The 25,205-nt window shown below is 40.8% G+C and carries 23 protein-coding genes and 1 pseudogene; 3 read left to right on the forward strand and 21 right to left on the reverse strand.

Annotation, left to right across the window (positions count from 1 at the left end; all coding sequences use genetic code 11):
* Position 1: 1 nt before the first annotated feature.
* The 19 genes and pseudogenes from R8G33_05715 to prmB all read right to left on the reverse strand — a co-directional run bounded on the left by R8G33_05715 (position 2) and on the right by prmB (position 20,922).
* On the reverse strand, positions 2-754 hold the full coding sequence (locus R8G33_05715; protein ID MDW3095148.1) for a ferritin-like domain-containing protein: 753 nt from the start codon (positions 752-754) through the stop codon (positions 2-4).
* A 46-nt stretch (positions 755-800) separates the two neighbouring features.
* A complete protein-coding gene (locus tag R8G33_05720; GenBank protein ID MDW3095149.1) occupies positions 801-2,042 on the reverse strand; it encodes a DUF4147 domain-containing protein in 1,242 nt (413 codons plus the stop codon).
* 90 nt (positions 2,043-2,132) lie between these two features.
* The gene (locus R8G33_05725) at positions 2,133-2,678 is read right to left on the reverse strand and encodes a L,D-transpeptidase (GenBank protein ID MDW3095150.1); all 546 of its coding nucleotides are present in this window, start codon (positions 2,676-2,678) and stop codon (positions 2,133-2,135) included.
* Positions 2,679-2,694: 16 nt separating this feature from the next.
* Complete coding sequence (purF, locus tag R8G33_05730) at positions 2,695-4,212, reverse strand: amidophosphoribosyltransferase (GenBank protein ID MDW3095151.1); 1,518 nt, start codon at positions 4,210-4,212, stop codon at positions 2,695-2,697.
* A 9-nt stretch (positions 4,213-4,221) separates the two neighbouring features.
* Positions 4,222-4,788, reverse strand: coding sequence for a CvpA family protein (locus R8G33_05735; GenBank protein MDW3095152.1), 567 nt, complete (start codon positions 4,786-4,788; stop codon positions 4,222-4,224).
* Between the two features lie 18 nt (positions 4,789-4,806).
* Entirely contained in the window at positions 4,807-5,352 is a 546-nt protein-coding gene (locus tag R8G33_05740) for an SPOR domain-containing protein (GenBank protein MDW3095153.1), read from the reverse strand.
* A gap of 101 nt (positions 5,353-5,453) precedes the next feature.
* Positions 5,454-6,716, reverse strand: coding sequence for a bifunctional tetrahydrofolate synthase/dihydrofolate synthase (gene folC, locus R8G33_05745; protein ID MDW3095154.1), 1,263 nt, complete (start codon positions 6,714-6,716; stop codon positions 5,454-5,456).
* A gap of 74 nt (positions 6,717-6,790) precedes the next feature.
* Positions 6,791-7,633: pseudogene (gene accD, locus R8G33_05750) on the reverse strand (acetyl-CoA carboxylase, carboxyltransferase subunit beta).
* Positions 7,634-7,686: 53 nt separating this feature from the next.
* Positions 7,687-8,511 carry a tryptophan synthase subunit alpha gene (gene trpA, locus R8G33_05755; GenBank protein ID MDW3095155.1) on the reverse strand — a complete coding sequence of 275 codons (825 nt, stop codon included), beginning with the start codon at positions 8,509-8,511 and terminating at the stop codon, positions 7,687-7,689.
* Complete coding sequence (gene trpB / locus R8G33_05760) at positions 8,508-9,734, reverse strand: tryptophan synthase subunit beta (protein MDW3095156.1); 1,227 nt, start codon at positions 9,732-9,734, stop codon at positions 8,508-8,510. The genes trpA and trpB overlap by 4 nt, the downstream gene beginning before the upstream one ends.
* Positions 9,724-10,347, reverse strand: coding sequence for a phosphoribosylanthranilate isomerase (locus tag R8G33_05765; protein ID MDW3095157.1), 624 nt, complete (start codon positions 10,345-10,347; stop codon positions 9,724-9,726). Before R8G33_05765 ends, trpB begins: the two co-directional genes overlap by 11 nt.
* Before the next feature lie 44 nt (positions 10,348-10,391).
* Positions 10,392-11,141: a tRNA pseudouridine(38-40) synthase TruA gene (gene truA / locus R8G33_05770; GenBank protein ID MDW3095158.1), complete on the reverse strand. Its 750-nt coding sequence runs from the start codon at positions 11,139-11,141 to the stop codon at positions 10,392-10,394.
* Between the two features lie 79 nt (positions 11,142-11,220).
* Positions 11,221-14,502: a FimV/HubP family polar landmark protein gene (locus tag R8G33_05775; protein ID MDW3095159.1), complete on the reverse strand. Its 3,282-nt coding sequence runs from the start codon at positions 14,500-14,502 to the stop codon at positions 11,221-11,223.
* 104 nt (positions 14,503-14,606) lie between these two features.
* On the reverse strand, positions 14,607-15,629 hold the full coding sequence (locus R8G33_05780; protein ID MDW3095160.1) for an aspartate-semialdehyde dehydrogenase: 1,023 nt from the start codon (positions 15,627-15,629) through the stop codon (positions 14,607-14,609).
* A 25-nt stretch (positions 15,630-15,654) separates the two neighbouring features.
* Positions 15,655-16,758, reverse strand: a complete 1,104-nt coding sequence (leuB, locus tag R8G33_05785; GenBank protein ID MDW3095161.1) for a 3-isopropylmalate dehydrogenase — start codon at positions 16,756-16,758, stop codon at positions 15,655-15,657.
* Positions 16,751-17,395, reverse strand: a complete 645-nt coding sequence (leuD, locus tag R8G33_05790; GenBank protein MDW3095162.1) for a 3-isopropylmalate dehydratase small subunit — start codon at positions 17,393-17,395, stop codon at positions 16,751-16,753. The genes leuB and leuD overlap by 8 nt, the downstream gene beginning before the upstream one ends.
* A 12-nt stretch (positions 17,396-17,407) precedes the next feature.
* Positions 17,408-18,817: a 3-isopropylmalate dehydratase large subunit gene (leuC, locus tag R8G33_05795; GenBank protein MDW3095163.1), complete on the reverse strand. Its 1,410-nt coding sequence runs from the start codon at positions 18,815-18,817 to the stop codon at positions 17,408-17,410.
* Positions 18,818-18,898: 81 nt separating this feature from the next.
* Positions 18,899-19,996, reverse strand: a complete 1,098-nt coding sequence (gene aroC / locus R8G33_05800) for a chorismate synthase (GenBank protein ID MDW3095164.1) — start codon at positions 19,994-19,996, stop codon at positions 18,899-18,901.
* 5 nt (positions 19,997-20,001) lie between these two features.
* A complete protein-coding gene (gene prmB, locus R8G33_05805) occupies positions 20,002-20,922 on the reverse strand; it encodes a 50S ribosomal protein L3 N(5)-glutamine methyltransferase (protein ID MDW3095165.1) in 921 nt (306 codons plus the stop codon).
* Positions 20,923-20,996: 74 nt separating this feature from the next.
* On the opposite strand from prmB, the gene R8G33_05810 reads away from it, so the two are divergent.
* Together R8G33_05810 and asd are read left to right on the forward strand one after the other, a co-directional pair.
* Complete coding sequence (locus tag R8G33_05810) at positions 20,997-21,641, forward strand: SCO family protein (GenBank protein MDW3095166.1); 645 nt, start codon at positions 20,997-20,999, stop codon at positions 21,639-21,641.
* Positions 21,641-22,513, forward strand: a complete 873-nt coding sequence (gene asd / locus R8G33_05815; GenBank protein ID MDW3095167.1) for an archaetidylserine decarboxylase — start codon at positions 21,641-21,643, stop codon at positions 22,511-22,513. The genes R8G33_05810 and asd overlap by 1 nt, the downstream gene beginning before the upstream one ends.
* 4 nt (positions 22,514-22,517) lie before the next feature.
* Here asd and epmA read toward each other — a convergent pair whose 3' ends face one another.
* Both epmA and efp read right to left on the reverse strand, forming a co-directional pair.
* Positions 22,518-23,471, reverse strand: a complete 954-nt coding sequence (gene epmA / locus R8G33_05820; GenBank protein ID MDW3095168.1) for an EF-P lysine aminoacylase EpmA — start codon at positions 23,469-23,471, stop codon at positions 22,518-22,520.
* Between the two features lie 20 nt (positions 23,472-23,491).
* On the reverse strand, positions 23,492-24,064 hold the full coding sequence (gene efp, locus R8G33_05825) for an elongation factor P (GenBank protein MDW3095169.1): 573 nt from the start codon (positions 24,062-24,064) through the stop codon (positions 23,492-23,494).
* Between the two features lie 32 nt (positions 24,065-24,096).
* On the opposite strand from efp, the gene R8G33_05830 reads away from it, so the two are divergent.
* A complete protein-coding gene (locus R8G33_05830) occupies positions 24,097-25,089 on the forward strand; it encodes a KamA family radical SAM protein (protein MDW3095170.1) in 993 nt (330 codons plus the stop codon).
* Positions 25,090-25,205: the final 116 nt, after the last annotated feature.

Genomic DNA, 25,205 nt, shown 5'->3' on the forward strand with positions numbered 1-25,205 from the left:
CTTAGGACAAAGCTTTTAATTCTTCTTTACTAAAGCCCGCTTGTTGTCTTGCATCTATATGCAAAGGCCCATTAGCCACAGTTACATTATATTGCTTCAATAACGAGATAAATGTTGCTTCGGAATCGAGATTTTGCTGCTTACATGCATGACGGAACCACCTTGTGCCTATTTCCACATGGCCAATTTCATCCTGTAAAATTATTTTCAATATATTCACCGTATCGATATCTCCCGCGAATTCTAGTCTAGATATCATCCCTGGCGTGACGTCGAGGCCTCTAGCTTCTAAGACACGTGGCACCAGCGCCATACGCTCAACAATATTATGTTGTGTTTTTATTGCCATCTCCCACAATCCATTATGTGCAGGATGATGGCCATAAGCAGAGTTTAGCTGGTTCAATCGATCACTTAGCAGCAAGAAATGCTTAGACTCTTCAGCTGCAACTTTCATCCAATCAAAATAATAATCACGTGGCATATGCTGGAAACGATACACTGCGTCCAACGCTAAGTTAATCGCATTAAATTCGATATGACATATAGCATGAACTAGCGCTACGCGACCTTGTTCAGTATTCAAATTGCGCCGCGCAACTTTACTAGGATGGACTAATTGAGGCTGGCTTGGACGGCCCGGAATTTCGACCGTTTCGACAGTACTGTGTACAGACAGATCGATTTGATCTGAGGTTAACTGAGTATAGAGTTGATCGACTTGCTTTGTTTTTATAACAGGATCATTTTGCATCAAAATCTTTTTGACCTGACCAAAAAACATTTTACAAATACTTACGTTACTTCTTTAAAACAACTACTAAATCCATCACATTTGTTCCTGTTGGCCCTGTAGTGACCAAGTCGCCTGTCTTGATCAAGTAATTACCTACATCTGCCGCGCTAAGGTAATCATTAATATCTAGATTATACTTATCTCCACGCGATACAGTTTGCCCATCCACTAGACCTCCCGCGTCAGGGGTCGGACCATCTGTGCCATCAGTACCAGCCGCAAGAAATACAATACTATCATTACCTGACAATTCGCGTGCAGCAACTGCTGCCAAATGTTGATTACGTCCTCCACGACCAGGATTATCAGGAAGTATTAGTGAAGTTTCTCCACCCCATATATGAACACCATACGCTGCATCGTTAAGCAGATGACAAATTTCAACTGCTTTTTTTTCAGCATCACCCTGCATAAACTCATCATGAACTTTCACTTCAAACCCTAAAGACTGCGCACAAATTTTTGCTGCAACTTTTGCATCATCCAATGTCGCAATCACATGGGTAGTTATATTAGAAAATAATTCTTTGTTTGCAGTAGGCGTAAAACTCACGCCCTCTAGTATAGAGGTAATTGATTCAGGCAAATCGAGTTGACTAATATCTTCTTGTACAGGGGTAAGCGGTCCTGAACCTATCACAGCAGGATCATCGCCTGGCACATCTGAAATTAGTAAAGCAAGCGTTTCTCGACCATTGATAAAATTCGCCAAACGACCACCCTTAATATGAGAGATAGCTCTTCTTATCTGGTTCATTTGAGTAATGTCATAACCAATCGATAACAGTACTTTATTCAGCTGAGCTAATTTCTCTAACGTCATTCCATCTGCCAACACTTCCATCAAACTGGAAGCGCCACCAGAGAATAACACTAAAAATCTTGCGTCTTGAGGAGCATTTTCTACATAATCAACTAGTGCTCTGCCCGCTGCCAAGCTTGGCTCTCCAGGCACAGGGTGATCCGATTCTATTGCCGTGATGTTCTCATAAGTACGTAGCTCGTCCTCAGTATGATCATGTTTAGTAATCACTAAACCGCTAACAATCTGATCTTTAAGTACTGACAGCGCACCGATTGACATCGAAGAAGCTGCTTTTCCGACTGCAATCAAATGGTATTCACCTGACAAAGAGTTATTCTCTAAGAATTCTATAACTGCATTATTCCCTTTGACGCGTGAAACTCCAGCCTCAAATATTTCAAGCACTTGATCACGCGCTTGTTCAAGTTGTTTTGCGTCCATAAGATTACTTTTTACTAATTATAAGAAAGGCGCGAGAATACAATAGAATATAGCTAGGTGCGAATAGTTTTAATTATTGTTAGAGAAATTTTAAACGATATACACAAAAGTTCCGACAGATACCTGCTGATAGAGGTCAATAATATCTGCATTGGACATACGAATACATCCATGTGATGCCGGTGTGCCTAACAGGCCTTCTTCGTGAGTACCGTGTATATAGATATAGCGTTGAAAAGAATCTACGCCTTCTCCACAGTTTTTATTTTCTTCCAATCCGTGAAGCCAAAGTATTCGAGTTAGAATTAAATCGCGCTCGGATGGTTTAGCATCGTCAATGATTTCTGCAGTCTCACCCGAAGCTACTCGACCGACAAATATTTCATTAATTTGTTGCTGATCACCAATTTTTTCAGCGATTTGATGCGCGCCTAGTGGCGTCATAAAGCTATCCTGATGACATCCCATACCATACTTTGAAGTTGACACTGAGAACTGGCGTAGCTCAGCAGCATCTGCGATCATATAAAGAAGTTGACCGCCTGAGTCCACCAATAACCATGGTTCAGTGATTTGATTGGAAAATTTTTCCTCTAGCTTTAAACGAAGATTCTCCAAATTAGCCGGCAGTTGCATCAAAATGCGAATCTACTTATAAATTATTAATCAAATCTACACTTGTATAGTCTTGCTGCTTACCCTGTTCTTGCTCAGCTTTACTTGCATCACTACGCACAACCTCTAAAGACCGGAGATATTCATCGCCGATCCCAGTGACATATTTTCCAGTAAAAACAGAGGTCTCAAACTGTTTTAGCTTTTTATTTCCTTTTCGTACTGACCAAATTAAATCATCTATATTCTGATAAAATAATTTATCTGCACCTATCTCCTCACAAACCTCATCGACATTTTTCCCATGTGCAATTAACTCGGTTGCTGCAGGCATATCAATACCATATATATTCTGATAACGAACTGGCGGAGAAGCAGAGGCAAAGTAAACATTTTTGGCACCAGCTTCTCTAGCCATTTGAACAATTTCTTTTGAGGTTGTTCCACGTACAATAGAATCATCTACCAGCAAAACGTTTTTATTTTTGTACTCCAACCCAATTGGATTAAGTTTTTGACGCACAGATTTTTTACGCTGAGTTTGTCCAGGCATAATAAATGTTCGGCCTATGTATCGATTCTTAATAAACCCTTCACGATACTTGCACCCTATTACATGAGCCATTTCCAACGCTGCAGTTCGACTAGTATCTGGAATAGGAATCACTACGTCTATGTCATGCTCAGGCCAAGCTTTAAGTATTTTTTCCGCTAAACGCTGCCCCATACGCATACGTGCTTTTTGCACATAAACATTTTCAACTATCGAATCAGGTCGAGCAAAGTACACATACTCAAAAATACATGGTGAATATATACCTTCATCGACACATACTTGAGAATGAAATTGTCCCTGCTGATCAATAAGAATAGCTTCACCAGGTTTTACATCGCGCACTAACTCGTATCCCAGCACATCTAACGCGACACTTTCGGATGCAACCATATACTGAACGCCTTTTTTAGTTTCTTTAACACCATAAACTAAGGGGCGTATACCATAAGGATCGCGAAATGCCAAAATTCCCATACCACAAATCATTGATACCACGGCATAGGCACCTTCACATCGCCGATGCACTCCTCGTACTGCATCAAATATCGTCCTGGGTGATAATTGTCTCTGCCCAGAATAAAGTAACTCATGCGCAAGTACGTTCAATAATATTTCTGAGTCTGAGTTAGTATTAATATGGCGGCGGTCATCAAGATACAATTCTTGTTTTAAATCTTCAGCATTTGTCAGATTTCCGTTATGACCTAAGCTCAAGCCGTATGGAGAATTTACATAAAATGGTTGTGCTTCTGCTGAAGAAGAACTTCCAGCAGTTGGATATCGAACATGTGCTATGCCCATGCTACCTTGCATCTGCTGCATATGACGATCCTGGAATACGTCTCGCACCAGGCCGTTGCCTTTACGTTGATAAATGCGGTTACCTTCCGAAGTAGCGATACCAGCAGCGTCTTGCCCGCGATGTTGTAATACCGTCAGACCATCGTACAACTCTTGATTAAGCTGTTGACTACCTATTATTCCTACGATTCCACACATATTAGTTCTCTATAGCTGAATATCGGCACTGGGTACTTCAGCAGGCAGTCTAAACTGCTGTGCATATCGTTCAGGTAACTGAGCGACTACCCACACTGCCGCATGTTCAAACGGTTTAATAAATCGCGATGATTGCCAGGATGTCGTTTGATGCAATGTGGTAAACGCTGAAGCTGTCATAATCAAAATAGTTGTAATCACGGAGGCTCGTAACATACCAAACACCATCCCAAGCATACGATCTACACCTTTTAGTATCTGTGCTTTCATAATTTGACTGAGCACAAAGTTAATTAACGCACCAAACACCAATACGCCTACCATGATTAACACAAAGGCTATGCCAACACGAATATTAGTGCCAAATTCCTTTTCGCCAAATGACAGGCTTGTACTATCAATTGCCTCAGGAAGCAAAAATGAGACTTGTTCAGACTGACTAAGCGCCAACCAAATAGCAGCTACCCAAGTCACAATTGATACTGCTTCACGCACAAACCCTCTTAACAGGGCAATAGTTGTCGAAATCAAAAAAATGACAACAATGATTATATCTATCCAAGTGATATCAGCCATGTATTTATTATTTTTTAATTATCCAGCTGTACGTGGATGTCTAGTTACAAACGCTGCCTCTAACTTCATTTTCTTTCGCAAACTATCCCTAATCTTTGTTGCCTCATCTTGCGAGATAACAGGACCAACTTTGACTCTATAATAGTCTTTACCGTTATTCGAGCCAACCTCAACCAATGCATCATAACCCGCATCAACAAGTTGTTTTTGCATGGCCAAAGCTTTTGTCTTTTCACCAAATGCACCTACTTGGACTACCCAACTTAACAGCTCTGATTTAGTATCAGCACTCACAACCACCTCTGGCACAATATTATTAGCTGCATCCGTGTCTTGATGGCTGGCTGTAGTATCTTGACCAGAATAAGTATGTTCTGGCGCTGGCGTTTGCACCTGACTATCAAGCTCATCAGAAAATACCAGCGTGGGTTCTGGCGGCATTTCCATATCGATCTTTGTCACAGATTCTTGCCCAGAACCATCTAGAATCATGGGTATAAAAATAACCGCCAATGACAACAATACAGTGGCACCAACGATTCTATATTTAAGCGTTGAATCCACTATTTTAGTAAGTTTGGTAAATGCAATTCATATCCATATTCTACATAAACCATGTGACACATGCGAAGCTTGTATGAACTATCGTTAATATTGAAAAATATTTATGATTCACTAGCAAGTACTTCAGAAACAGTAAAAATCGAACCAAAGACTATAATTCGATCACCCTCGCAGGCATCTATCTGTGCTTGCGAATACGCATGTTCCACTGATTCAAACACTTTCACACTGATATCTGAGCTTTGTTTCATAAGTGACTGTTCCACCTTATCTACTTGCATACGTCGCGGTGAATTAACTTGCGATATATACCAATTATCTATGTGAGAGTGCATCAATGAAACTATTCCATCAACATCTTTATCACTTAAAATTGCAAACACCGCAATTGTCTTTTGAGGCCTAGGTAGCGCCATTAGATTCTCAGCCAATATCTTTGCACTATCGAAATTATGTGCAACATCCAAAATAATTTCACAATCCTTTACAATGCGTTGAAATCTTCCTTCTAGGGTCACTTCACGCAGGCCAGTCTCTATAGCATCTGCATTCAAAGGTAACTTATCGCTTAAACAATACAAACCCATAATCACGCTAGCCGCATTTCTGATTTGTACTGCGCCAGAAAGATTAGGCAATGGCAGGCCATGAATCTCATAGCCGTCCGTCAAGAAAGACCACGATGTTTTTGCAACTTTATAGCTAAAATCTGCATTCAACTGAAACAAGTCAGCGTTAATTTTTTGAGCTGACTGCGAAATCGAATTAGGTGGATCTATATCACCACAGATTGCAGGCGTGTTAGCGCGGAAAATTCCTGCTTTTTCGTAACCAATTAATTCTCTGGTGTCACCCAGCCACTCAGTATGATCCAAGCCTATACTTGTAACGAATGCCAAATCGTTATCAATAATATTAGTCGCATCTAAACGCCCACCCAAACCAACTTCTAGGATGGCTACATCGACTTTATTTTCATGGAAAATATCTAACGCAGTTAAAGTAGCAAATTCAAAAAAACTTAAACTAATGTCACCTCGCGCACTATTAATTTTTTCAAAGGACTGACACAACTGCTTATCATTAACACATCTCAAACCAATTCTTATACGTTCATTATAGTGAACAATATGTGGAGAAGTGTAAGTGCCGACTTTATATCCGCCGTGATGCAGTATTGCACTTAACATCGCTACAGCAGAACCTTTACCATTTGTACCCGCAACAGTAATAACGGGAAAAGGACACTCAAGAAGATTTAGACGTTTTGCAACAGTTTCGACTCTGTCTAGGCCTAATTCAATTTCACGAGCATGTAATGTTGTTTGCCACGCCAACCAATCTTCTAAGGTGTTATATTTCATTGCATCAAGCAATTCAAAATAAGAACTAAAATTGCCATGCTAATTATAACGGCAAGAATTTATACGATGCGATCAGTTAAAATATGCAGCAAATTATGAATACGATCGCGCATGTCTTTTCTTTCAACGATCATATCAATTGCTCCGTGCTCTAATAAGAATTCACTTCGCTGAAAACCTTCAGGCAATGTTTCACGCACGGTTTGTTGAATTACTCTTGGGCCAGCAAAGCCTATAAGCGCATTTGGCTCTGCGATATGCACATCACCCAACATCGCAAAGCTTGCAGAGACTCCACCCATTGTTGGGTCAGTTAATACAGAAACAAAAGGCAAACGTTGTTCCGATAATCGCGTTAGTGCAGCACTTGTTTTAGCCATCTGCATTAATGACATTAATGCTTCTTGCATGCGCGCACCACCACTAGTAGAAAAGCATATAAAGGGAATACTTTCAGCAATACTCTTCTTAACCCCCATCAAAAAGCGCTCGCCAACAACAGAGCCCATAGACCCACCCATAAAACTAAATTCAAATGCCGCAACAACAACAGGCATCCCTTTTAGTTTTCCATGAGAAACAACTAGGGCATCTTTCTCACCGGTACTTTTAGTAGCCGCAGAAAGGCGATCTTTATATTTCTTCGAATCCTTAAACTTCAGAAAATCTTTAGGCTCTAATTCGGAACCTATTTCTTGTTGGTCTCCATCATCAAGAAAGTAACTGACACGACTACGCGCACTGATTCGCAAATGATGACCACACTTTGGACATACTTGTAGATTACGCTCTAGCTCCGCACCGTATAGTACTGCGCTACAACTTGGGCATTTATCCCATAGACCTTCAGGCACTTTTCGCTTAGACGTACTTTCAGTACGAATTTGCGACGGCATTAGTTTCTCTAGCCAGCTCATATTATTTTAATTTTACCAGATAAATTGATTAGGGAAATTAAATTGAAATTTAGTTAAGCTATATTTTGAACAGATTGGCTATTATCCAACGCATTCTTAATATCGTGCAACAAAGTTTTAACCTTACCGACCGCCGTAGGTAAATCATCCCCATATTCTGCAATAATTGAGACAATAGCACTGCCTACTACCACCGCATTACTACAGTCAGCAACCATACGTGCGGTTTTTGCATCTTTAATTCCAAATCCAACGGCAACTGGAATATCTGTATGTTTTCTAATCTGGGTGACTTTTTCTTCTACACTCGCTACATCAATCTGACTAGCACCTGTAATTCCCTTGAAAGAGACGTAATAAAGGAATCCCGAAGCCAGATCAGTAATCATTTGCACACGTTTATCTTTTGTTGTTGGTGCTAATAAATAAATGGTGTCTATATTCTGCGCTTTATAAATTGAAGCCATTTGCTGACTTTCTTCCGGCGGCAAATCAACCGTTATAACACCATCCACCAAGCCTGTAACAGTTTGCGCAAACTTCTCTACACCAAATATCTCTATTGGATTTTGATATCCCATTAATACAATGGGTGTAGTCGAATTCGTTTCACGAAATTGCTTAACAATATTTATCACATCATGTAACGAAGTCTCATGTTTCAGCGCACGTTCACAGGCAAGTTGTATCACAGGACCATCTGCCATTGGATCAGAAAAAGGTATTCCCAATTCAATTATATCGCTACCAGCATCTGTCAGAGCATGCATCAACTCTAATGTATGTGATGGGTGAGGATCTCCAGCAGTAATATAACTAATAAGTGCCTTTTGGTTGCTTTGTTGAAGTTGCTCAAAGCATGTGTGTATACGACTCACAACTCAATCCCCTCTATGCCTGCCACAGTATTGATATCTTTATCTCCACGTCCAGACAAATTAACAATTATAGATTGATCTTTATCCATCATTTTTGCCAGTTTTTGGGCGTAGGCAACAGCATGACTACTTTCTAATGCAGGAATAATACCTTCAACGCGTGTCAACTCATGGAACGCAGCAAGAGCTTCCTCGTCAGTCACAGAAACATACTCAACACTACCCTCATCTTTTAACCATGAATGCTCAGGTCCCACACCTGGGTAGTCTAATCCCGCTGAAATTGAATGTGTTTCAATAATTTGACCATTATTATCTTCCATAAGATAAGTGCGATTACCATGTAACACCCCAGGGCTTCCTGCATTTAATGGCGCAGAGTGACGTCCAGTTTCTATCCCATCTCCACCAGCTTCTACACCATATTTTTTAACTTCCTTGTCTGATAAAAATGGATGAAATAAACCTATTGCATTTGAACCTCCACCCACACATGCAACCAGAGCATCAGGTAACTTACTTGTTTGCGTTAAGCTTTGCTCACGTGCTTCGCGACCAATAACAGTTTGGAAATCACGCACTAATAATGGATAAGGATGTGGACCAGCAACAGTACCTATAATATAAAAAGTATTGTCGACATTAGTCACCCAGTCTCGCAGCGCTTCATTTAAAGCATCTTTCAATGTTCTCGAACCTGATGTGACAGGAACAACAGTAGCGCCCAACAAGCGCATGCGAAAAACATTAGGCGCTTGCCGCTGAATATCATCTGCACCCATATAAACAACACACTCTAAACCTAGGCGTGCGGCAATAGTGGCACTTGCTACTCCATGTTGACCCGCACCCGTTTCTGCAATGATTCGAGTTTTACCCATACGCTTAGCGAGCAATGCTTGGCCTATGGTATTGTTAATTTTATGCGCGCCCGTGTGATTGAGATCTTCTCGCTTAAGATAGACCTGAGCGCCTCCCCAAAGCTTTGTTAATCTTTCTGCATGATAGAGCGGGCTTGGACGTCCCACATAATAAGCAAGGTCATCATCAAACTCTTTTTGAAATGCAGGATCATCTTTGCTAGCAAGATAAGCTGTCTCAAGTTCCTCCAAAGGAGTCATTAATGTTTCCGCAACAAAACGTCCACCGTAAATACCAAAATGGCCATCCTTATCAGGCATCGTGGTTGCGTTCACTGTGTTTTCTTTTACGTTAACGTTCATCTGCTTCTCGCACTGAACTGACAAAATCATTCATTTTATTAATATCTTTTATTCCTTTGGCTGATTCAATTCCACTACTGACATCAACAGCATATGGGCGAACTTGCTTAATCGCGGCAGCCACATTTTCAGAGCTTAGGCCACCAGCAAGAATTATTGGCTTTTGTATTGTTGGGATATTTTCCCAATTAAACTGCTTACCAGAACCGCCCGGCTGCCCTACTTCATTACTATCAAGCAATAAAGCTGAGGCGGAAGGGTAGTCCAGCTCAGACATTGCCTGATGATCGCCACCCATAGCTACACTCTTTAAGTAAGGCAAACCAAACGAAGCGCAGAACTGCTCTGGCTCATCTCCGTGAAACTGGAGCATATCTAGTTGGATTTCGCCCAATAACGAGTTAATTGTACCCGCATCTTGATTCATGAATAACCCTACACTAGTAATAAATGGCCCACAGCGATCAATTAACGTACATGCGTGTTGTACATCTATAGAACGTGGGCTAGTAGGGCAAAACACCAAGCCGACTGCATCAATACCCAAATCTTGAGCCACATCCAGATCTTCAGGCCGAGTAATTCCACAAAATTTAATACGTGTGCGCGCCATCTTTTAGCTTCTTAATTGTTAACTCAAATAATTTTAGATGAATTTCATAGCTGATATTTTTGCTCATACAATACAGACATAAAATACAAACCCTGGGCAGGTGCCGTTACCCCACCACAAGCACGATCCTTTTTCATTAATACTCGCTGCGCCCACTGTGGAGAATTTTCATTCTTACCAATACTCATCAGCACGCCTGCTAAATTTCGTACCATATGATGCAGGAATCCATTAGCTGTCACATCCATAATAATTAATGCCCCTTCTCGATGAATACGAAAATTTGAGATTTCTCGTATTGGACTTTTCGCTTGGCAAGATAATGCTCGAAAGCTTGTAAAATCATGCTCCCCAACAAGGTAGTTAGCACCCTCTTGCATTAGATCTGCCTGCAGAGGCAATCTTTCCCACACTGCTCTCTTAGCAAGCAATGCGGAGCGCACTTTTTCATTTGCTATAATATAACGATAAGTACGTGAAAGTGCAGAAAAGCGTGCATGAAAATCTTCAGGCATAGGTTTAATTGACCTTAACACCACACTGGGTGGTAAATTTGCATTTATTCCTAACAACCAGGAACGCAAATCTCTGTTAGCATTAGTGTCAAAATGCATTACCTGTCCAAGCGCATGCACACCGGTATCTGTACGGCCTGCACAAGCTATTCCCACCTCATGGTTAGCGACTAGGCTGATTGCTCGCTCAACAGTTTCTTGCACTGATGGCACATGCAACTGTCGCTGCCAGCCACAAAAATCACTACCATCGTACTCAACGATACCTGCAAATCTCATATTTTTTCTATCACTGAAACCAAGAAAGCCTCAGTGTATACACTGAGGCTTTCTAAATCTTGTAGCTTAAAGTATAAGTCTAGCTTAGCTTATCCAACAAATCCTTAGCTTGTTGAATTTGAGTCTGATCACCCTGCTCCATCACTTCGGTTAATGTCTCCTTTGCAGCATCCTCATCACCCATATCGACAAAGGCTTTCGCCAAATCAAGTTTAGTCCCCACTTCTTCAATCACAGATGGATTTTCTAGTTCATAATCATCACCAAACTCGCCCAGATCTGTCATTGTTGAGTCAATATTTCCAACATCAAACTGCTCGGTAACATCTTCGGTTAGCATATCCTTTTCAAACGTGCCCGTTTCACTAGCAGCTAAATCTTCACTTAAATCATCAAGATCTAAATCCGGTTTACCCAATTCAGAAGTTTGCAATGTCGGCAACGAATCTTCTTCGATTTTATCAGGATCAATATCATCTGAATCAAAGCTTAAGGTCTCAAGTTCCGCCGTTAAATTTTCCTGAACTTGCTCCAAACTAACTGTATCTTCATCGACACGCTCTGAATCACCCGCGAAAGCTTTTGCTTCCGGGCTATCAGCATCAAACAATGAGCTATCAAACATCTCTGTTTCAGGATTATCACCATCAAGCATCTCATCTAGATCATTATCAACTTTAATTCCTGAGCTCTCTGATTTGTCATTCAAATCATCATCAAGATTAATTGCATTATCAAGATCAGCACTTGCAGCTAGAGAAGAATCTAACATCTCTGTTTCACCATCATGGCTGACAGAAGAATTCAATTCATTTTCCAGTGAATCTTCATCAAAATCTAAAAATACATCATTACTATCGCTTGAATCATCAGCTGACGCTTGATCTGTACTTGTTTCATCCAAATCAAATGCTAACGTTTCCTCATCAGAGCTTGAATCATTTTCAGTACTAGACTCAACTTCTGAATCAAAATCTAAACTCGCTTCCAATATAGCAGTCGAAGACTCTTCCAATTCATCTTCTTCTAAATCATTAGCAAAAGTTTGTGTTGCTTCTTCTGCAGAATCCTGATCTATTTCATCACTTAATTCACCGTCATCGCCAAAGCTAAAGTCTAGTGAGTTATCATCAAGATCGTCACTTTCAAAGTCTTCCATGTCATCAGAGTCCATACTGAAATCATTAATATCATTGGCCTCCATTGCTTCAGTAGCAACTTCATCATTTACAACAACCTCGGATGAATCACTAGACGTTGACTCTGCTCCAGCAAATAAAGCATGAGCAGGAACTAATGCTGCGCCCATGGATACAATTTTAGCCCACTCAGGTGATTGCTTATCAATGCTTGATTCCATAGCTTCTACATGTTGCACGAACGCATCAGGCTTCTTATCTCCAGAATAAATTTCTGCAAGCTTGACCTGATACTTTGCATTGCCCGGCTCTTTTGCAAGTCCATCTTTCAAAAGTTCTTCTGCTTGCTGATATAAACCATAAGATATATAAACATCGGCCTCAGCTAATACGTCATCGCTATCAGCAGTAGTATCATCACCTGCAAATACACTTTCTTCTTCTACCTCATCCTCCGCATTGACCGTTTCAAGATCATCCAACGCTTCATCAATACTATCAGGAGTCGCGATCACCGTTTCATCAAGCATTTGATCAACGGAAGGTTCATCTTCAAAAGCAGGCAATCCATTTGCAACTAGTTCAGTATCTTCGACATTTGCATTTCTTCGTTTCAAACCTAGCCAGCCGAGTAAAAGTGCAATTAAAGCGCCACCTGCATAGAGCAACGACTTACTTTGGTCTTTAAATATTGAAGTGATTTTTTCGACAAAAGAAACTTCGGCGGCAGTCTCAACTGCAGCTACTTCAGGAACGATTTCTGGAGTTATCTCTGCTTCAGCAACTAAACTCTCAGGCTGTTCGACTTCAGCTTGTTGCTCTGCAGCTAAAAATTCTTCTGGTATTGGACCAGAAAAATCAGGTAACGGCTCAACCGTAGCAGCTTTAATCGCTTGCTCAGGTTCAACTTCCATTTCAGCTGCAATATCGGCTACTTGCTCTTCAGCCAAGGCCAGCGCTTCAGTAGCAGCATTCATAGCTTCTTCATCAGAACTGACTTGCTCTACTATCGAATCACCGTTATCCGCAGCCAATGTATTTTGTAATTGAGCTAACTGCTCATTCTGCAGGCTAATTATGTCTTCCTGCTTTTTAATCATAGATTCGAGTGACTCTATACGGCCTTTTAGCTCTGCATTTTCTTGACCTTTAGACTGTGTACTCTCCTTTAGCAAATTCACTTGCCTACGTAATTCTTTTAAGGTCGCATTTGCATCGTCACCGGTTTTGCCATCTGTAGCATCACCATCGCCTAATATAGACAAAGAAGAACTAGAATCTTTTGTTTGTTGCTCAGAAGACTCAGGAGTCTCCATGGCTTCCGCCTCAACCATTTCACCAGCATCTACATTTACCGCACTATCTGTTTGCGTCACTTGCTTCCAGACTTGCCATTGACGGCGAACTTCTGCGAGTGCATCACGTGCAGAATATTTAGATAAATCTTCAGCAGGTATGCGTAGTACTACGCCAGACTTAAGATTGTTAATATTATTTCTTGTAAAACCTTGAGGATTGGCTTCTTGTATCGCCAACATCATTTGATTAACGCTTACACCATTTTCACGCGCATAGGGTTCAGCAATACTCCATAGAGTATCTCCGCGCCTAACTGGCCTGGTGGAAGATTTTGTTTTTTTTAAAGGTACCGGCTTAGACACTGTACTGGGTACAGCCGCCTGTTTTGGTCGCACACTAGGTGTTGGAACTTTAGGTGCGGGTGTAGTTGCAACAGTGCGAGGCTTTGACACTGGCTTATTTGCAACAGGGGCAGGTTGTGTAGAAACTTTTGGTGCTTGAATTGTTGCTCTAGCTTTTTCGCCAAACACGGGAGGATCTAACAGCACTGTGTATTCTCTTAATAGTTTACCCTTGGCCCAACGCACATCAACCAAAAAGGTAAGAAAAGGTTCGCGTATAGAATCGGTAGATGTAACTCTAATAATTGGCTTACCTTTTAAAATCATTGGTGTGAATTTTAAACGAGTAAGAATATAAGGACGCGGAACACCTACTCTTTCAAACATTTGTTGACTGGCGAGCTCAACTTGTACTTCATCAATAGTTGCTGCATTGAATCCAACCAATTCAATTTCAGCATCCATTGGCTGATTAAGCGCAGAATTAATTTGTATTTCACCTAAGCCAAAGGCAAAAACTAGACCGGGGCTCCCAATAAGCATAGTGGCCAACAGCGTTAGTGCCACAATCTTCTTATGCATTCTTGTATCCCCCATGATTATTTTTTGTATATTCACTAGCCAATTAATAATTTTATAAAGATTCTACTTTAAGTTAAATGAGTAACTCACGACACTAATATAAATTATATATGATTTTCGATCAAAAATTCTGCGATCTGAATGCTATTTAAAGCAGCGCCTTTTCTCACATTATCACTCACTACCCACATATTTAGACCGCGAGGATGCGAGATGTCTTCTCGAATACGTCCTACAAATACAGGATCGGTTCCATCCGCTTCTGTCGCTGCAGTGGGGTAACCACCGTCTCGCCTCTCATCCATGACAACAATTCCCGGTGCTTTACCAAGTACTTCTTTAGCCTGTGCCGCTGTCATAGGCTTTTTTAGCTCCAAATGAACGGCTTCAGAATGACCAAATTTCACCGGAATTCTGACCGCGGTTGGATTCACACGGATGCTGTTATCACCCATAATCTTGTGTGTTTCCCAAACCATTTTCATCTCTTCCTTGGTATATCCGTTATCTTGGAATATATCTATATGTGGCAGTGCGTTAAAAGCAATTTGTTTCGGATAGACGTGACAATTCAGCGGCTCATTAGCCATAATTGCCTGAGTTTGCTCATCTAATTCATCAATTGCTTCTTTGCCAGTTCCAGACACTGCTTGATAGGTTGCTACGTTAATTCTCTCAATACCGACAGCATCATGGATAGGCTTTAAAGCCACCAACATTTGAATTGTCGAACAATTCGGATTGGCAATGATTCCGCGATTCTTATAATCTGCAATCGCATGCGCATTAACTTCAGGTACAACCAGGGGAATATCGTCTTCGTATCTAAATCTAGATGTGTTATCAATCACCACACAGCCATTTTCAGCAGCAATTGGGGCATAAATATCTGACACAGATGCACCAGGTGAAAATAGTCCGATTTGTACTTGTGAAAAATCAAATTTAGCCAAGTCCTGCGCTTCTAGACAACGGCTACCGAAAGAAACAGGTTTACCTACTGAGCGCTCACTTGCTAGTGCATAAACATTTCCAACAGGGAAACTTCGTTGCGCCAAAATCGACAACATCACTTCTCCTACAGCACCTGTTGCACCGACAACAGCAACATCATATTTTTTAGCCATTACGCTTCCTTAAACTCTTCTAAATTTACACCTTATGCAGATATATTTTTTGCAGATTGGCTAATACAGCATCACCCATTTCTATGGTAGACACCGCTTGAATATTGCCGTCTACAATATCTTGGGTACGCACACCTTGCTGCAAAGTAGCTATGACTGCCTGTTCTATACTTTTTGCAGCATTCACTTGATTGAAAGAATAACGTAACAACATAGCCAACGATAAAATTGTCGCTAATGGATTAGCAATACCTTTACCGGCTATATCTGGTGCTGAACCATGAATTGGCTCATACATCCCCTTATTCTCTTGATTCAAAGACGCTGAAGGCAACATACCAATCGAACCTGTTAGCATTGCTGCTGCGTCAGAAAGAATGTCGCCAAATAGATTTGATGTCACCATGACATCAAATTGTTTAGGTGCTCTGACTAACTGCATAGCAGCATTATCAACATACATATGACTAAGCTCGACATCTGAATATTGACGATGCACTTCTTCCATCACTTCACGCCAAAGTAAAGACACTTCTAACACATTAGCTTTATCAACAGAGCATAATCGCTTATCACGTTTTTGCGCAGCAAGGAAAGCCACATGAGCAATGCGACGAATTTCATTTTCGTCATACACCATAGTGTTATATGCGCGACGCACATTGTTTACCACTTCTCGTGCACGTGGCTGGCCAAAATAAATCCCGCCAGTTAATTCTCTTACGATCAGCAAATCCAGATCAGCAACCAACTCTGGTTTCAAAGAAGATGCAGAAGCAAGTTGCGCATAGAGTAATGCAGGGCGTAAGTTTGCAAACAAATTTAGGTGCGCACGAATATCTAGCAATCCTTGCTCTGGTCGAAGATGCCTTTCGACCTCATCGTATTGAGGCCCACCGACAGCACCTAACAGAATCGCATCGCAATTATCAGCTTGAGCAATTGTATCAGCAGGAAATGGAGAATGCGTTTTATCGTACGCTGCCCCACCAATGAGCCCATACTCAACCTCAACCGACAAACCATGCTCACGCAAAAAGTCCAGCACTTTAACGCCTTCATTAACAATCTCTGGCCCGATGCCATCACCAGGCAATACTAAAATTTTTGGTGTTTCCGATTTAGTCATGAGCAAATAACCATGGTGATTTCTTTTTCAGTTTATCTTCATAAGCATGAATTTTATCTTTGTACTGCAAGGTAATTCCTATTTCATCCAAACCATTTAACATGCAGTGCTTTTTGAATTCATCAATATCAAAATCATAAGTGCCAATATTCTCAGCAACCACCTGCTGTTTTTCCAGATCAATAGACACTTGATAATCAGCATCATTCAAACTTTTCTCAAACAATTTATCGATAGCACTCTTTTCAAGCGCAATAGGAAGCAATCCGTTCTTAAAACAGTTGCTAAAAAATATATCTGCAAAGCTGGTAGATAGCACAGCCCGAAAACCATAATCCAACATTGCCCATACTGCATGCTCCCTTGAAGAGCCGCAGCCGAAATTATCGCGCGCCAATAACACTTGTGCATTTTTATATTGAGGATTATTCAGAATAAAATCCGCATCTATTCGACGTTGACTATTATCTTGATCAGGCTCACCTGGATCTAAATAGCGCCAATCATCAAATAAATTCACCCCAAAGCCACTCTTTTTTATAGATTTCAAATATTGTTTTGGAATAATCGCATCGGTATCAACATTTGGTCGATCTAATGGTAATAAACTTGACGTCATCTTAGTAAACGATTCCATAAGTAAAACTCTTTAGTTAAAATATTTACGCGCATCATCAAAGTGACCAGCAATTCCTGCAGCCGCAGCCATCGCCGGACTAACCAGATGAGTGCGACCACCTTGGCCTTGACGACCTTCAAAATTTCTATTTGAAGTAGAAGCACAGCGTTCACCAGATTCGAGCTGATCAGCATTCATTCCTAGACACATTGAACACCCTGGATCACGCCATTCAAATCCTGCAGATTTAAAAATTTGATCTAGCCCTTCTTGCTCTGCTTGACGTTTCACAAGTCCTGAACCTGGCACAATCATGCCTAATTTAATATTGCTAGCGAGTGTTTTCCCTTGAACTACCTGTGCAGCCTCACGAAGATCTTCAATTCTAGAATTGGTGCATGAACCAATGAATACCTTATCTATTTTAATTTGGCTAACTACTTGTCCTGGTGCTAGCCCCATATAAGCTAATGCATTGCGCATTCCTTCTGCTTTTGTCACATTAGATTCTTGATCAGGATCAGGCACCACACCATCCACTGGCACTACCATTTCGGGCGATGTTCCCCAGCTCACTTGCGGACTTAATTGACTAGCATCTAAATCAACGTCGCTATCAAAATGCGCACCCTCATCAGAGATTAACTTACGCCATGACTTAACAGCCTCATCCCACATCGCATCTTTAGGGGCAAATGGACGGCCACAAATATAGTCAATGGTTTTATCATCTACACCAATCACTCCGGCACGAGCACCCGCTTCAATGGACATATTGCAAATTGTCATGCGTGCTTCAATCGATAAACGTTCGATTGCATCACCACAAAATTCCATAGTATGCCCATTTCCACCTGCAGTACCGATTTTTGCAATCAGTGCCAATACAATATCTTTCGAATAGACACCTTTAGCTAGAACACCGTTTACATTGACCCGCATTGATTTGGTTTTTCTTAACAACAAACACTGTGTTGCTAAAACATGCTCTACTTCTGAGGTACCGATACCAAATGCAAGCGCTGCTAATGCTCCATGAGTTGATGTATGCGAATCACCACATACGATTGTCATGCCAGGCAAACTAGCACCTTGCTCTGGACCAATCACATGCACAATACCTTGACGTGGATCATTCATTTCGAATTTCTGCAAAGCAAAAAAATTACAGTTCTCGTCTAACGCTTGCAATTGCTTACGTGACACAGGATCCGCAATATCTTTATGTCTATCTTTGGTTGGAACGTTGTGATCTGGCACCGCAAGAATTGATGCCTTACGCCATGGTTCACGACCTGCCAAACGTAAACTTTCAAATGCTTGCGGTGAAGTCACTTCATGCACTAGATGTCGATCAATATAGATAAGACTGGTACCGTCATCTTGAGTGTGTACTACATGAGAATTCCAAAGCTTGTCGTATAAAGATAATGCTGTCATGGGTGATAATTGCTTAGCTTGTTAATTAAATAATGTTCATCGAATTTGAAAAATCCGATTTATATATCAGTTTAAATTTATTTATTTAAATGCAGGTATGTCTGGGAACTCAGTACTGACATTGGCATTTTGCCCACGATGACGTAACGCATGGTCCGCCAACACTAGCGCCATCATTGCTTCTGCAATTGGCACTGCTCTTATGCCTACGCAAGGGTCATGACGCCCTGTAGTAACCACTTCAGTTTGCTGACCTCGCTCATCCACCGACTCACCTGGTACACGAATACTTGATGTTGGTTTCAATGCAATTGAAGCAATTAAATCTTGCCCAGAGCTAATACCACCTAATGTTCCGCCAGAATTATTTGTCAAAAACCCACTTGGTTGAATATTATCGCGGTGCTCACTTCCAAGCTGAGTCACACAATCAAAACCCGAGCCCATCTCTACAGCTTTCACCGCATTGATAGACATCATTGCTTTAGCAATATCAGCATCTAAACGATCAAATATAGGCTCGCCCCAACCCACGGGCACACTACTCGCCTTCACCAGTAAACGTGCACCAATTGAATCGCCATCACGACGTAATTGATCTAAGAGTACTTCTAATTTAGGCACTTGTGTTTCATCACCGAAAAAGAATGGATTGTTCTCAACTTCATTCCAGTTCATATTTTGCACGCGAATATTGCCAATTTGTGTCACGCATGCATGAACCTCGGTATTAAAGTCACGCAACAAAAATTGTTTTGCAATTGCGCCTGCCGCCACACGCATTGCTGTCTCTCTAGCAGAAGATCTACCACCACCACGATAGTCACGAATACCGTATTTTTTATAATACGTATAGTCTGCATGCCCAGGTCTAAATTTCTTAGCTATATCAGAATAATCTTTAGAACGTTGGTCTTCGTTACGAATCATTAACCCAATTGGCGTACCAGTAGTCACGCCTTCGAAAACACCAGATAAAATTTCAACACAATCTGATTCACGTCGTTGAGTAGTAAATTTAGATTGGCCAGGCTTGCGACGATCTAAATCAGGCTGCAAATGTTCTTCGGTTAAAGGAATACCCGGGGGGCAGCCATCCACAATTGCACCAATCGCAGGACCATGACTTTCTCCAAAAGATGTTACACAGAATAAAGTTCCAAATGTATTACCGGACATTTAATTTACTCAATAGAATTTGTTTCAACAATTCGCTTACACTCATCATAAGTTAATACGCATATTCCTTCGCCTCCATGCTGCAACTCATGCCACATAAAATCATAATGTGGAAACTGTGCTTGCAATTCTCGCGCAGACTGACCCACCTCCAACACCAAAATACCTTTTGGTTCGAGGTAATTACTCGCACCAAAGATGATTCGCTTGGCAATATCGAGGCCGTTCTCCCCAGTGAATAAAGCATGCGCTGGCTCATGAGAAAATTCACTAGGCAAACCTAACTGCTCCGACACAGGAACATACGGCGGATTGGCGGTGATAATATCATATTGGCGGAGTGGAAGTTGCTCGTAGACATCTGAAAGTACAGCATTTATGCGCGATTCAAGACCATGAAAGGCGATATTCTTATTGGCTACGAGTAACGCACGTGCGTCGATATCACTAATATCGACCTTAGAATGCTCAAATTCCATCCCAGCGAGGATGCCCAAGCATCCGTTACCGGTACATAAATCCAAAATTCGTCGTACAGGCTGCTTTTTAGACCGCCAGGGAAAGAATCGGTCTTCTATCATTTCTGCCATTGGTGAACGTGGGATCAATACATTCTCATCAACAAAAAACTTCACCCCCGATAACAAGGTTTCTCCCAATACATAGGCAAGTGGAATTCTAGAGAATATTCGCTGGCACAAGAAAACTTGCAACCGATCCACATCAGACTGGCTAAGTTCTATAGCAGCCGATTCTTGCCCAAAATCGGGTGGTAATCCCACGACAAAACTGACAAGATACGCGGCCTCATCTATTGAGGTTTGCATACCGTGACCATAGTTTAACGGATACTTTTGTAGAAGATCTGCAATTTCGTGTACCGCTTCGAGCACGCTCTTACAAGCCAGTACTATAGAATTTTCCATGCTTATAAATTAGGTCAAATGTAATTCAAAAATTTTTCAAATAAATAACTTTTAGCTATATAACAATATTAATCATGAACGCGACCAACAAAGCAATCTTAATCATTTTAGCGATTGCGATATCTATTGGCCTCGGCATTTATGCTTCAGGTAAAAAATTCGCGTTAGGCGACATCAACCAGCAACTAAAACAAGCCACCTACTTATACGATCAACAAAAAGCCATAGCAGATTTCAGTCTGATTGATCATAACAATAATAGCTTCACCCCAGACAATATTAATAATTTATGGACATTCTGGTTTTTTGGCTTTACCCATTGCCCGGATATTTGCCCAATTACATTAGGCACCTTAAGCGCCACAGTGGATAGATTAAAATCAAAACACAATATAGAAGACGAAATAAAAATTATTTTTGTCTCCGTTGATCCTGAACGAGATGAAATTGCTAAACTGAAATCATATACCAGCGCGTTTAGTGCTCATGCACTAGGCGTAACTGCAGCACCAGAACAGCTCGCACCATTTCTTAAGAACATGGGCATCGTTGCTGTAAAGCAATCGCCCAAACAGGAATCCTCAGATTATCTAGTCGATCACAGTAGCTCCATCTTCTTGATCGCACCTGACACAGGGATAAGCGCAGTATTTGGTGCACCACATAATGCTGAGGAAATCACTCAGGACTTTTTAACTATTCGTAAATTTTACCGCTAATGGAACCTGTAGCCGCCACTTCATGGGAGAAGTTCAAAGGATTAATTTTTCATTGCTTCCCTCACCACTTATTGTCACGCACAACATTTTGGCTAACTCGTCAGCATTTACCATATATGGAAAAATTAATTAGCTTCTTCATTAGTGCTTTCAAAGTCGACATGAAGGATGCTGTTATTGAAGACATCTCACGTTACTCCACATTTAATGAATTTTTCACCCGCGAATTAAAACCAAACACACGCCCAATAGATAGCAGCACTGAAAGTATTGCGTCTCCATGCGATGGGAAAATTAGTATGTTTGGCGAGATTGATCAAAACACATTAATACAAGCCAAAAACAAAACATTCACTCTCAATGAATTCTTAACGCCTAGTTGCGAAAATTTGGATAAATTTATTGGTGGCAGCTTCTGTACAATTTACTTATCACCGCGTGACTACCATCGCGTGCATGCCGCCTATAGCGGACAATTGTTAGAAATGATTTATGTACCAGGCCGATTATTTAGCGTAGCGCCATATGCACCAAAGGCAATTGACAAGTTATATGCACGTAACGAACGCGTTGTTTCTGTTTTCAAAATTGAAAATGGCTATATGGCAATCACAATGGTTGGTGCCGTTAATGTCTCTGCAATCGAAATGATTTGGGAAGGCTTAGTCACACCACCGCACTTAAACACCACCGTTCATTACAATTATACAGACAGAAACATTGTGCTGAATAAAGGCCAACATATGGGCACATTTAATATGGGTTCAACAGTAGTAATGATTTTTTCTAAAAGCTATGCTCAAATGCTACAACAACTACACATAGACCAAACAGTTAGAATGGGTGAAACCATAGCTACTCGAATGAGATAAATATTCAAGCATTTGACCAATCAAAGCTAATTACCTCAGCCAACGATGATGCTCCTACTGCAAGCATCATAACCCGATCAAATCCCACTGCAACACCAGCACATTTAGGAAGACCTTGCTCTAACGCTTCAATTAAACGCTGGTCAATTTCTACTTTGGTTAAATCATGCGTCTTTCTAATCAATTGGTCATTTTCAAAACGCTTTATCTGCTGCTCAGGATCTAATAATTCGACATAGCCATTCGCCAACTCAATACCTTTATAGAACACTTCGAATCTATCTGCGATAGCCTGATTTTTATCATCAAGTTTAGATAATGCTGCCTGTGCTGCAGGATAATGAAATACTACAGTGACAGATCGCGCATTCATTGACGGCTGAACTTTGTGTGAGAATAAAAAATCGATACATTGCGCCAACGACATATCAAATTGCTGCATTAAATTACTCTGTCTCACCAAATCTTTAATTTCACCGCATGACAGTGATTGTAATGACACTCCCAATGCCTTTTCAGTTAAATCGTAGTAACTAATATATTCAATATTTATTGACGCACACTCATCGGATAATAGCTCAAGAATCAAATCAACTGTTTCTCGCATAATTTGTTGCAAACAGAAGCCATGCCTATACCACTCGATGATAGTAAATTCAGGATTGTGCAAAGCGCCTTGCTCGCCAACCCGAAAAGATTTACATATCTGAAAAATATCAGGTGCGCCTGCAGCAAGTAATCGCTTCATTGCATATTCAGGAGATGTTTGCAGATAACGCAATTCATCAGCTGTAATTTTATATGAGTCAATATTAGGCTCAGTAACAGTATGCGAACATGCCAAAGGTGTCTCCACTTCTAACACATTTCGCTGAGAAAAGAAGTCGCGCGTTCTATTCAGCAATTCCGCACGTTGCTGGAGGTTTTGCAAACTGGCTGTCGGACGCCAATTAGACATAGGAAATATTAGAACTGAAACTAGTTATCCTTTACTCGTGACACATATTCACCTGTACGAGTATCTATTTTAATTACTTCACCTTCTTCAACAAACAGAGGCACTTTTACTGTTGCCCCCGTTTCAAGAGTTGCAGGCTTGGTAGCTCCTTGCGCAGTATCGCCTTTGACACCCGGATCTGATTGAGTAATCTTTAATTCTACAAAATTTGGCGCACTAACTGATAAAGGTGCTCCATTGTACAAAGTGACCTGACATATATCTTGATCTTTCAGCCACTTATAAGACTCTCCTACGGCAGTAGAATCGGCTGCATGCTGTTCAAAAGTCGTCTGATCCATAAAGTGCCATTGCTCACCATCCGAGTACAAATACTGCATATCCACTTCCATTACGTCAGCACCCTCTACACTATCTCCAGACTTAAAGGTACGATCTACCACACGCCCTGTCTTGAGGTTACGAATTTTTACCCGGTTAAAAGCTTGACCCTTGCCAGGTTTGACAAATTCATTCTCTACAATGGTATAGGGATCGCCATCTATCATAATTTTAAGACCTGACTTAAATTCGTTAGTACTGTAACTTGCCATAAAGATAACTTCATTAATTTAAAAGACGCGCCATGATACCGTGCAAGCCAACATCGGAACATCCCCCACAGTGGAAAAAACTATTTGCCACCTCATATGTGGGCATCAAAGAATTTGCCAAGCGCGCGTCTGATTATTCAGTTAGCGCTGACAACCTGAACAAAATTGATGCGCTCTTCCCCATTCAACTATCACAACAGTTACTAGATAACCATCCCATTGATGGACCTGTATTAAAACAGTACCTTCCCAACATTCAAGAGTTAAACAACCCATCAGGTTATACAGATGATCCCGTGGGTGATATATCCGCTACTCTACAACCAGGCATTATCAAGAAATACAAACATCGTGTTTTACTCATTACAAATAACACTTGCCCAATACATTGCCGATACTGTTTTCGAAAAGATTTCCCTTACCCTGAGACTAACCCTAACACTCATCAGTTTGAAAGCGCCATATCTTTTTGTGAAAAAGATAAATCTATTAACGAAGTAATACTCAGTGGTGGAGACCCACTTAGCTTAGAAGATCATGTACTTGATACACTTTTCAAGTCACTAGAAAAAATTCCCCACATTAAGACAATACGCATACACACAAAATTTCCTTCTGTATATCCAGAACGCATCACGCAAGAATTTTTAGTGGCATTAAAAAATTGCACACTTAATAAAGTGTGCGTATTTCACATAAATCATCCAGATGAAATTAACCACCAATTTTGTGATGCAGTACAAAAAATTAAACAGACAAATACGACTACATTCAATCAATCAGTATTGTTAAATAATGTAAATGACAACCCTGATATATTAATAGAATTATCCAACAAATTATTTGCAGCCGGTGTTGTTCCATATTACTTACACATGCTAGATCCTGCCAAAGGTACGCATCACTTTAGCGTTTCAACAGAACGCGCTAAATCCATTATCCAACAAATGAAAAATAACTTGCCTGGCTACCTTGTGCCTAAACTTGCTCAGGAAATCCCTGGGCAAAACAGCAAAATTTACTAAATCTCCTAACCCACTAGTTGTTAGTAATTTTATTAATTTTTTTTAGTTGATAAGGCAGTCACAGACCCCAGATAGGGCAACAACTATACTTATTTGCGTCAATTAGGATAGACGGG

The sequence above is a fragment of the Gammaproteobacteria bacterium genome, assembly GCA_033344735.1.
Taxonomy (GTDB): Bacteria; Pseudomonadota; Gammaproteobacteria; order UBA4575; family UBA4575; genus UBA1858.

What these genes read in the sequence shown, in the direction of transcription:
- trpB (MDW3095156.1), bottom strand. Translation starts at nt 9,734, where the DNA reads ATGAACGTTAACGTAAAAGAAAACACAGTGAACGCAACCACGATGCCT.
- prmB (MDW3095165.1), bottom strand. Translation starts at nt 20,922, where the DNA reads ATGGAAAATTCTATAGTACTGGCTTGTAAGAGCGTGCTCGAAGCGGTA.
- R8G33_05725 (MDW3095150.1), bottom strand. Translation starts at nt 2,678, where the DNA reads ATGCAACTGCCGGCTAATTTGGAGAATCTTCGTTTAAAGCTAGAGGAA.
- R8G33_05780 (MDW3095160.1), bottom strand. Translation starts at nt 15,629, where the DNA reads ATGGCTAAAAAATATGATGTTGCTGTTGTCGGTGCAACAGGTGCTGTA.
- truA (MDW3095158.1), bottom strand. Translation starts at nt 11,141, where the DNA reads ATGAGATTTGCAGGTATCGTTGAGTACGATGGTAGTGATTTTTGTGGC.
- R8G33_05765 (MDW3095157.1), bottom strand. Translation starts at nt 10,347, where the DNA reads ATGGCGCGCACACGTATTAAATTTTGTGGAATTACTCGGCCTGAAGAT.
- R8G33_05715 (MDW3095148.1), bottom strand. Translation starts at nt 754, where the DNA reads ATGCAAAATGATCCTGTTATAAAAACAAAGCAAGTCGATCAACTCTAT.
- epmA (MDW3095168.1), bottom strand. Translation starts at nt 23,471, where the DNA reads ATGTCTAATTGGCGTCCGACAGCCAGTTTGCAAAACCTCCAGCAACGT.
- aroC (MDW3095164.1), bottom strand. Translation starts at nt 19,996, where the DNA reads ATGTCCGGTAATACATTTGGAACTTTATTCTGTGTAACATCTTTTGGA.
- folC (MDW3095154.1), bottom strand. Translation starts at nt 6,716, where the DNA reads ATGAAATATAACACCTTAGAAGATTGGTTGGCGTGGCAAACAACATTA.
- R8G33_05735 (MDW3095152.1), bottom strand. Translation starts at nt 4,788, where the DNA reads ATGGCTGATATCACTTGGATAGATATAATCATTGTTGTCATTTTTTTG.
- R8G33_05775 (MDW3095159.1), bottom strand. Translation starts at nt 14,502, where the DNA reads ATGCATAAGAAGATTGTGGCACTAACGCTGTTGGCCACTATGCTTATT.
- purF (MDW3095151.1), bottom strand. Translation starts at nt 4,212, where the DNA reads ATGTGTGGAATCGTAGGAATAATAGGTAGTCAACAGCTTAATCAAGAG.
- asd (MDW3095167.1), top strand. Translation starts at nt 21,641, where the DNA reads ATGGAACCTGTAGCCGCCACTTCATGGGAGAAGTTCAAAGGATTAATT.
- R8G33_05830 (MDW3095170.1), top strand. Translation starts at nt 24,097, where the DNA reads ATGATACCGTGCAAGCCAACATCGGAACATCCCCCACAGTGGAAAAAA.
- leuB (MDW3095161.1), bottom strand. Translation starts at nt 16,758, where the DNA reads ATGACTAAATCGGAAACACCAAAAATTTTAGTATTGCCTGGTGATGGC.
- leuC (MDW3095163.1), bottom strand. Translation starts at nt 18,817, where the DNA reads ATGACAGCATTATCTTTATACGACAAGCTTTGGAATTCTCATGTAGTA.
- efp (MDW3095169.1), bottom strand. Translation starts at nt 24,064, where the DNA reads ATGGCAAGTTACAGTACTAACGAATTTAAGTCAGGTCTTAAAATTATG.
- leuD (MDW3095162.1), bottom strand. Translation starts at nt 17,395, where the DNA reads ATGGAATCGTTTACTAAGATGACGTCAAGTTTATTACCATTAGATCGA.
- R8G33_05810 (MDW3095166.1), top strand. Translation starts at nt 20,997, where the DNA reads ATGAACGCGACCAACAAAGCAATCTTAATCATTTTAGCGATTGCGATA.
- R8G33_05720 (MDW3095149.1), bottom strand. Translation starts at nt 2,042, where the DNA reads ATGGACGCAAAACAACTTGAACAAGCGCGTGATCAAGTGCTTGAAATA.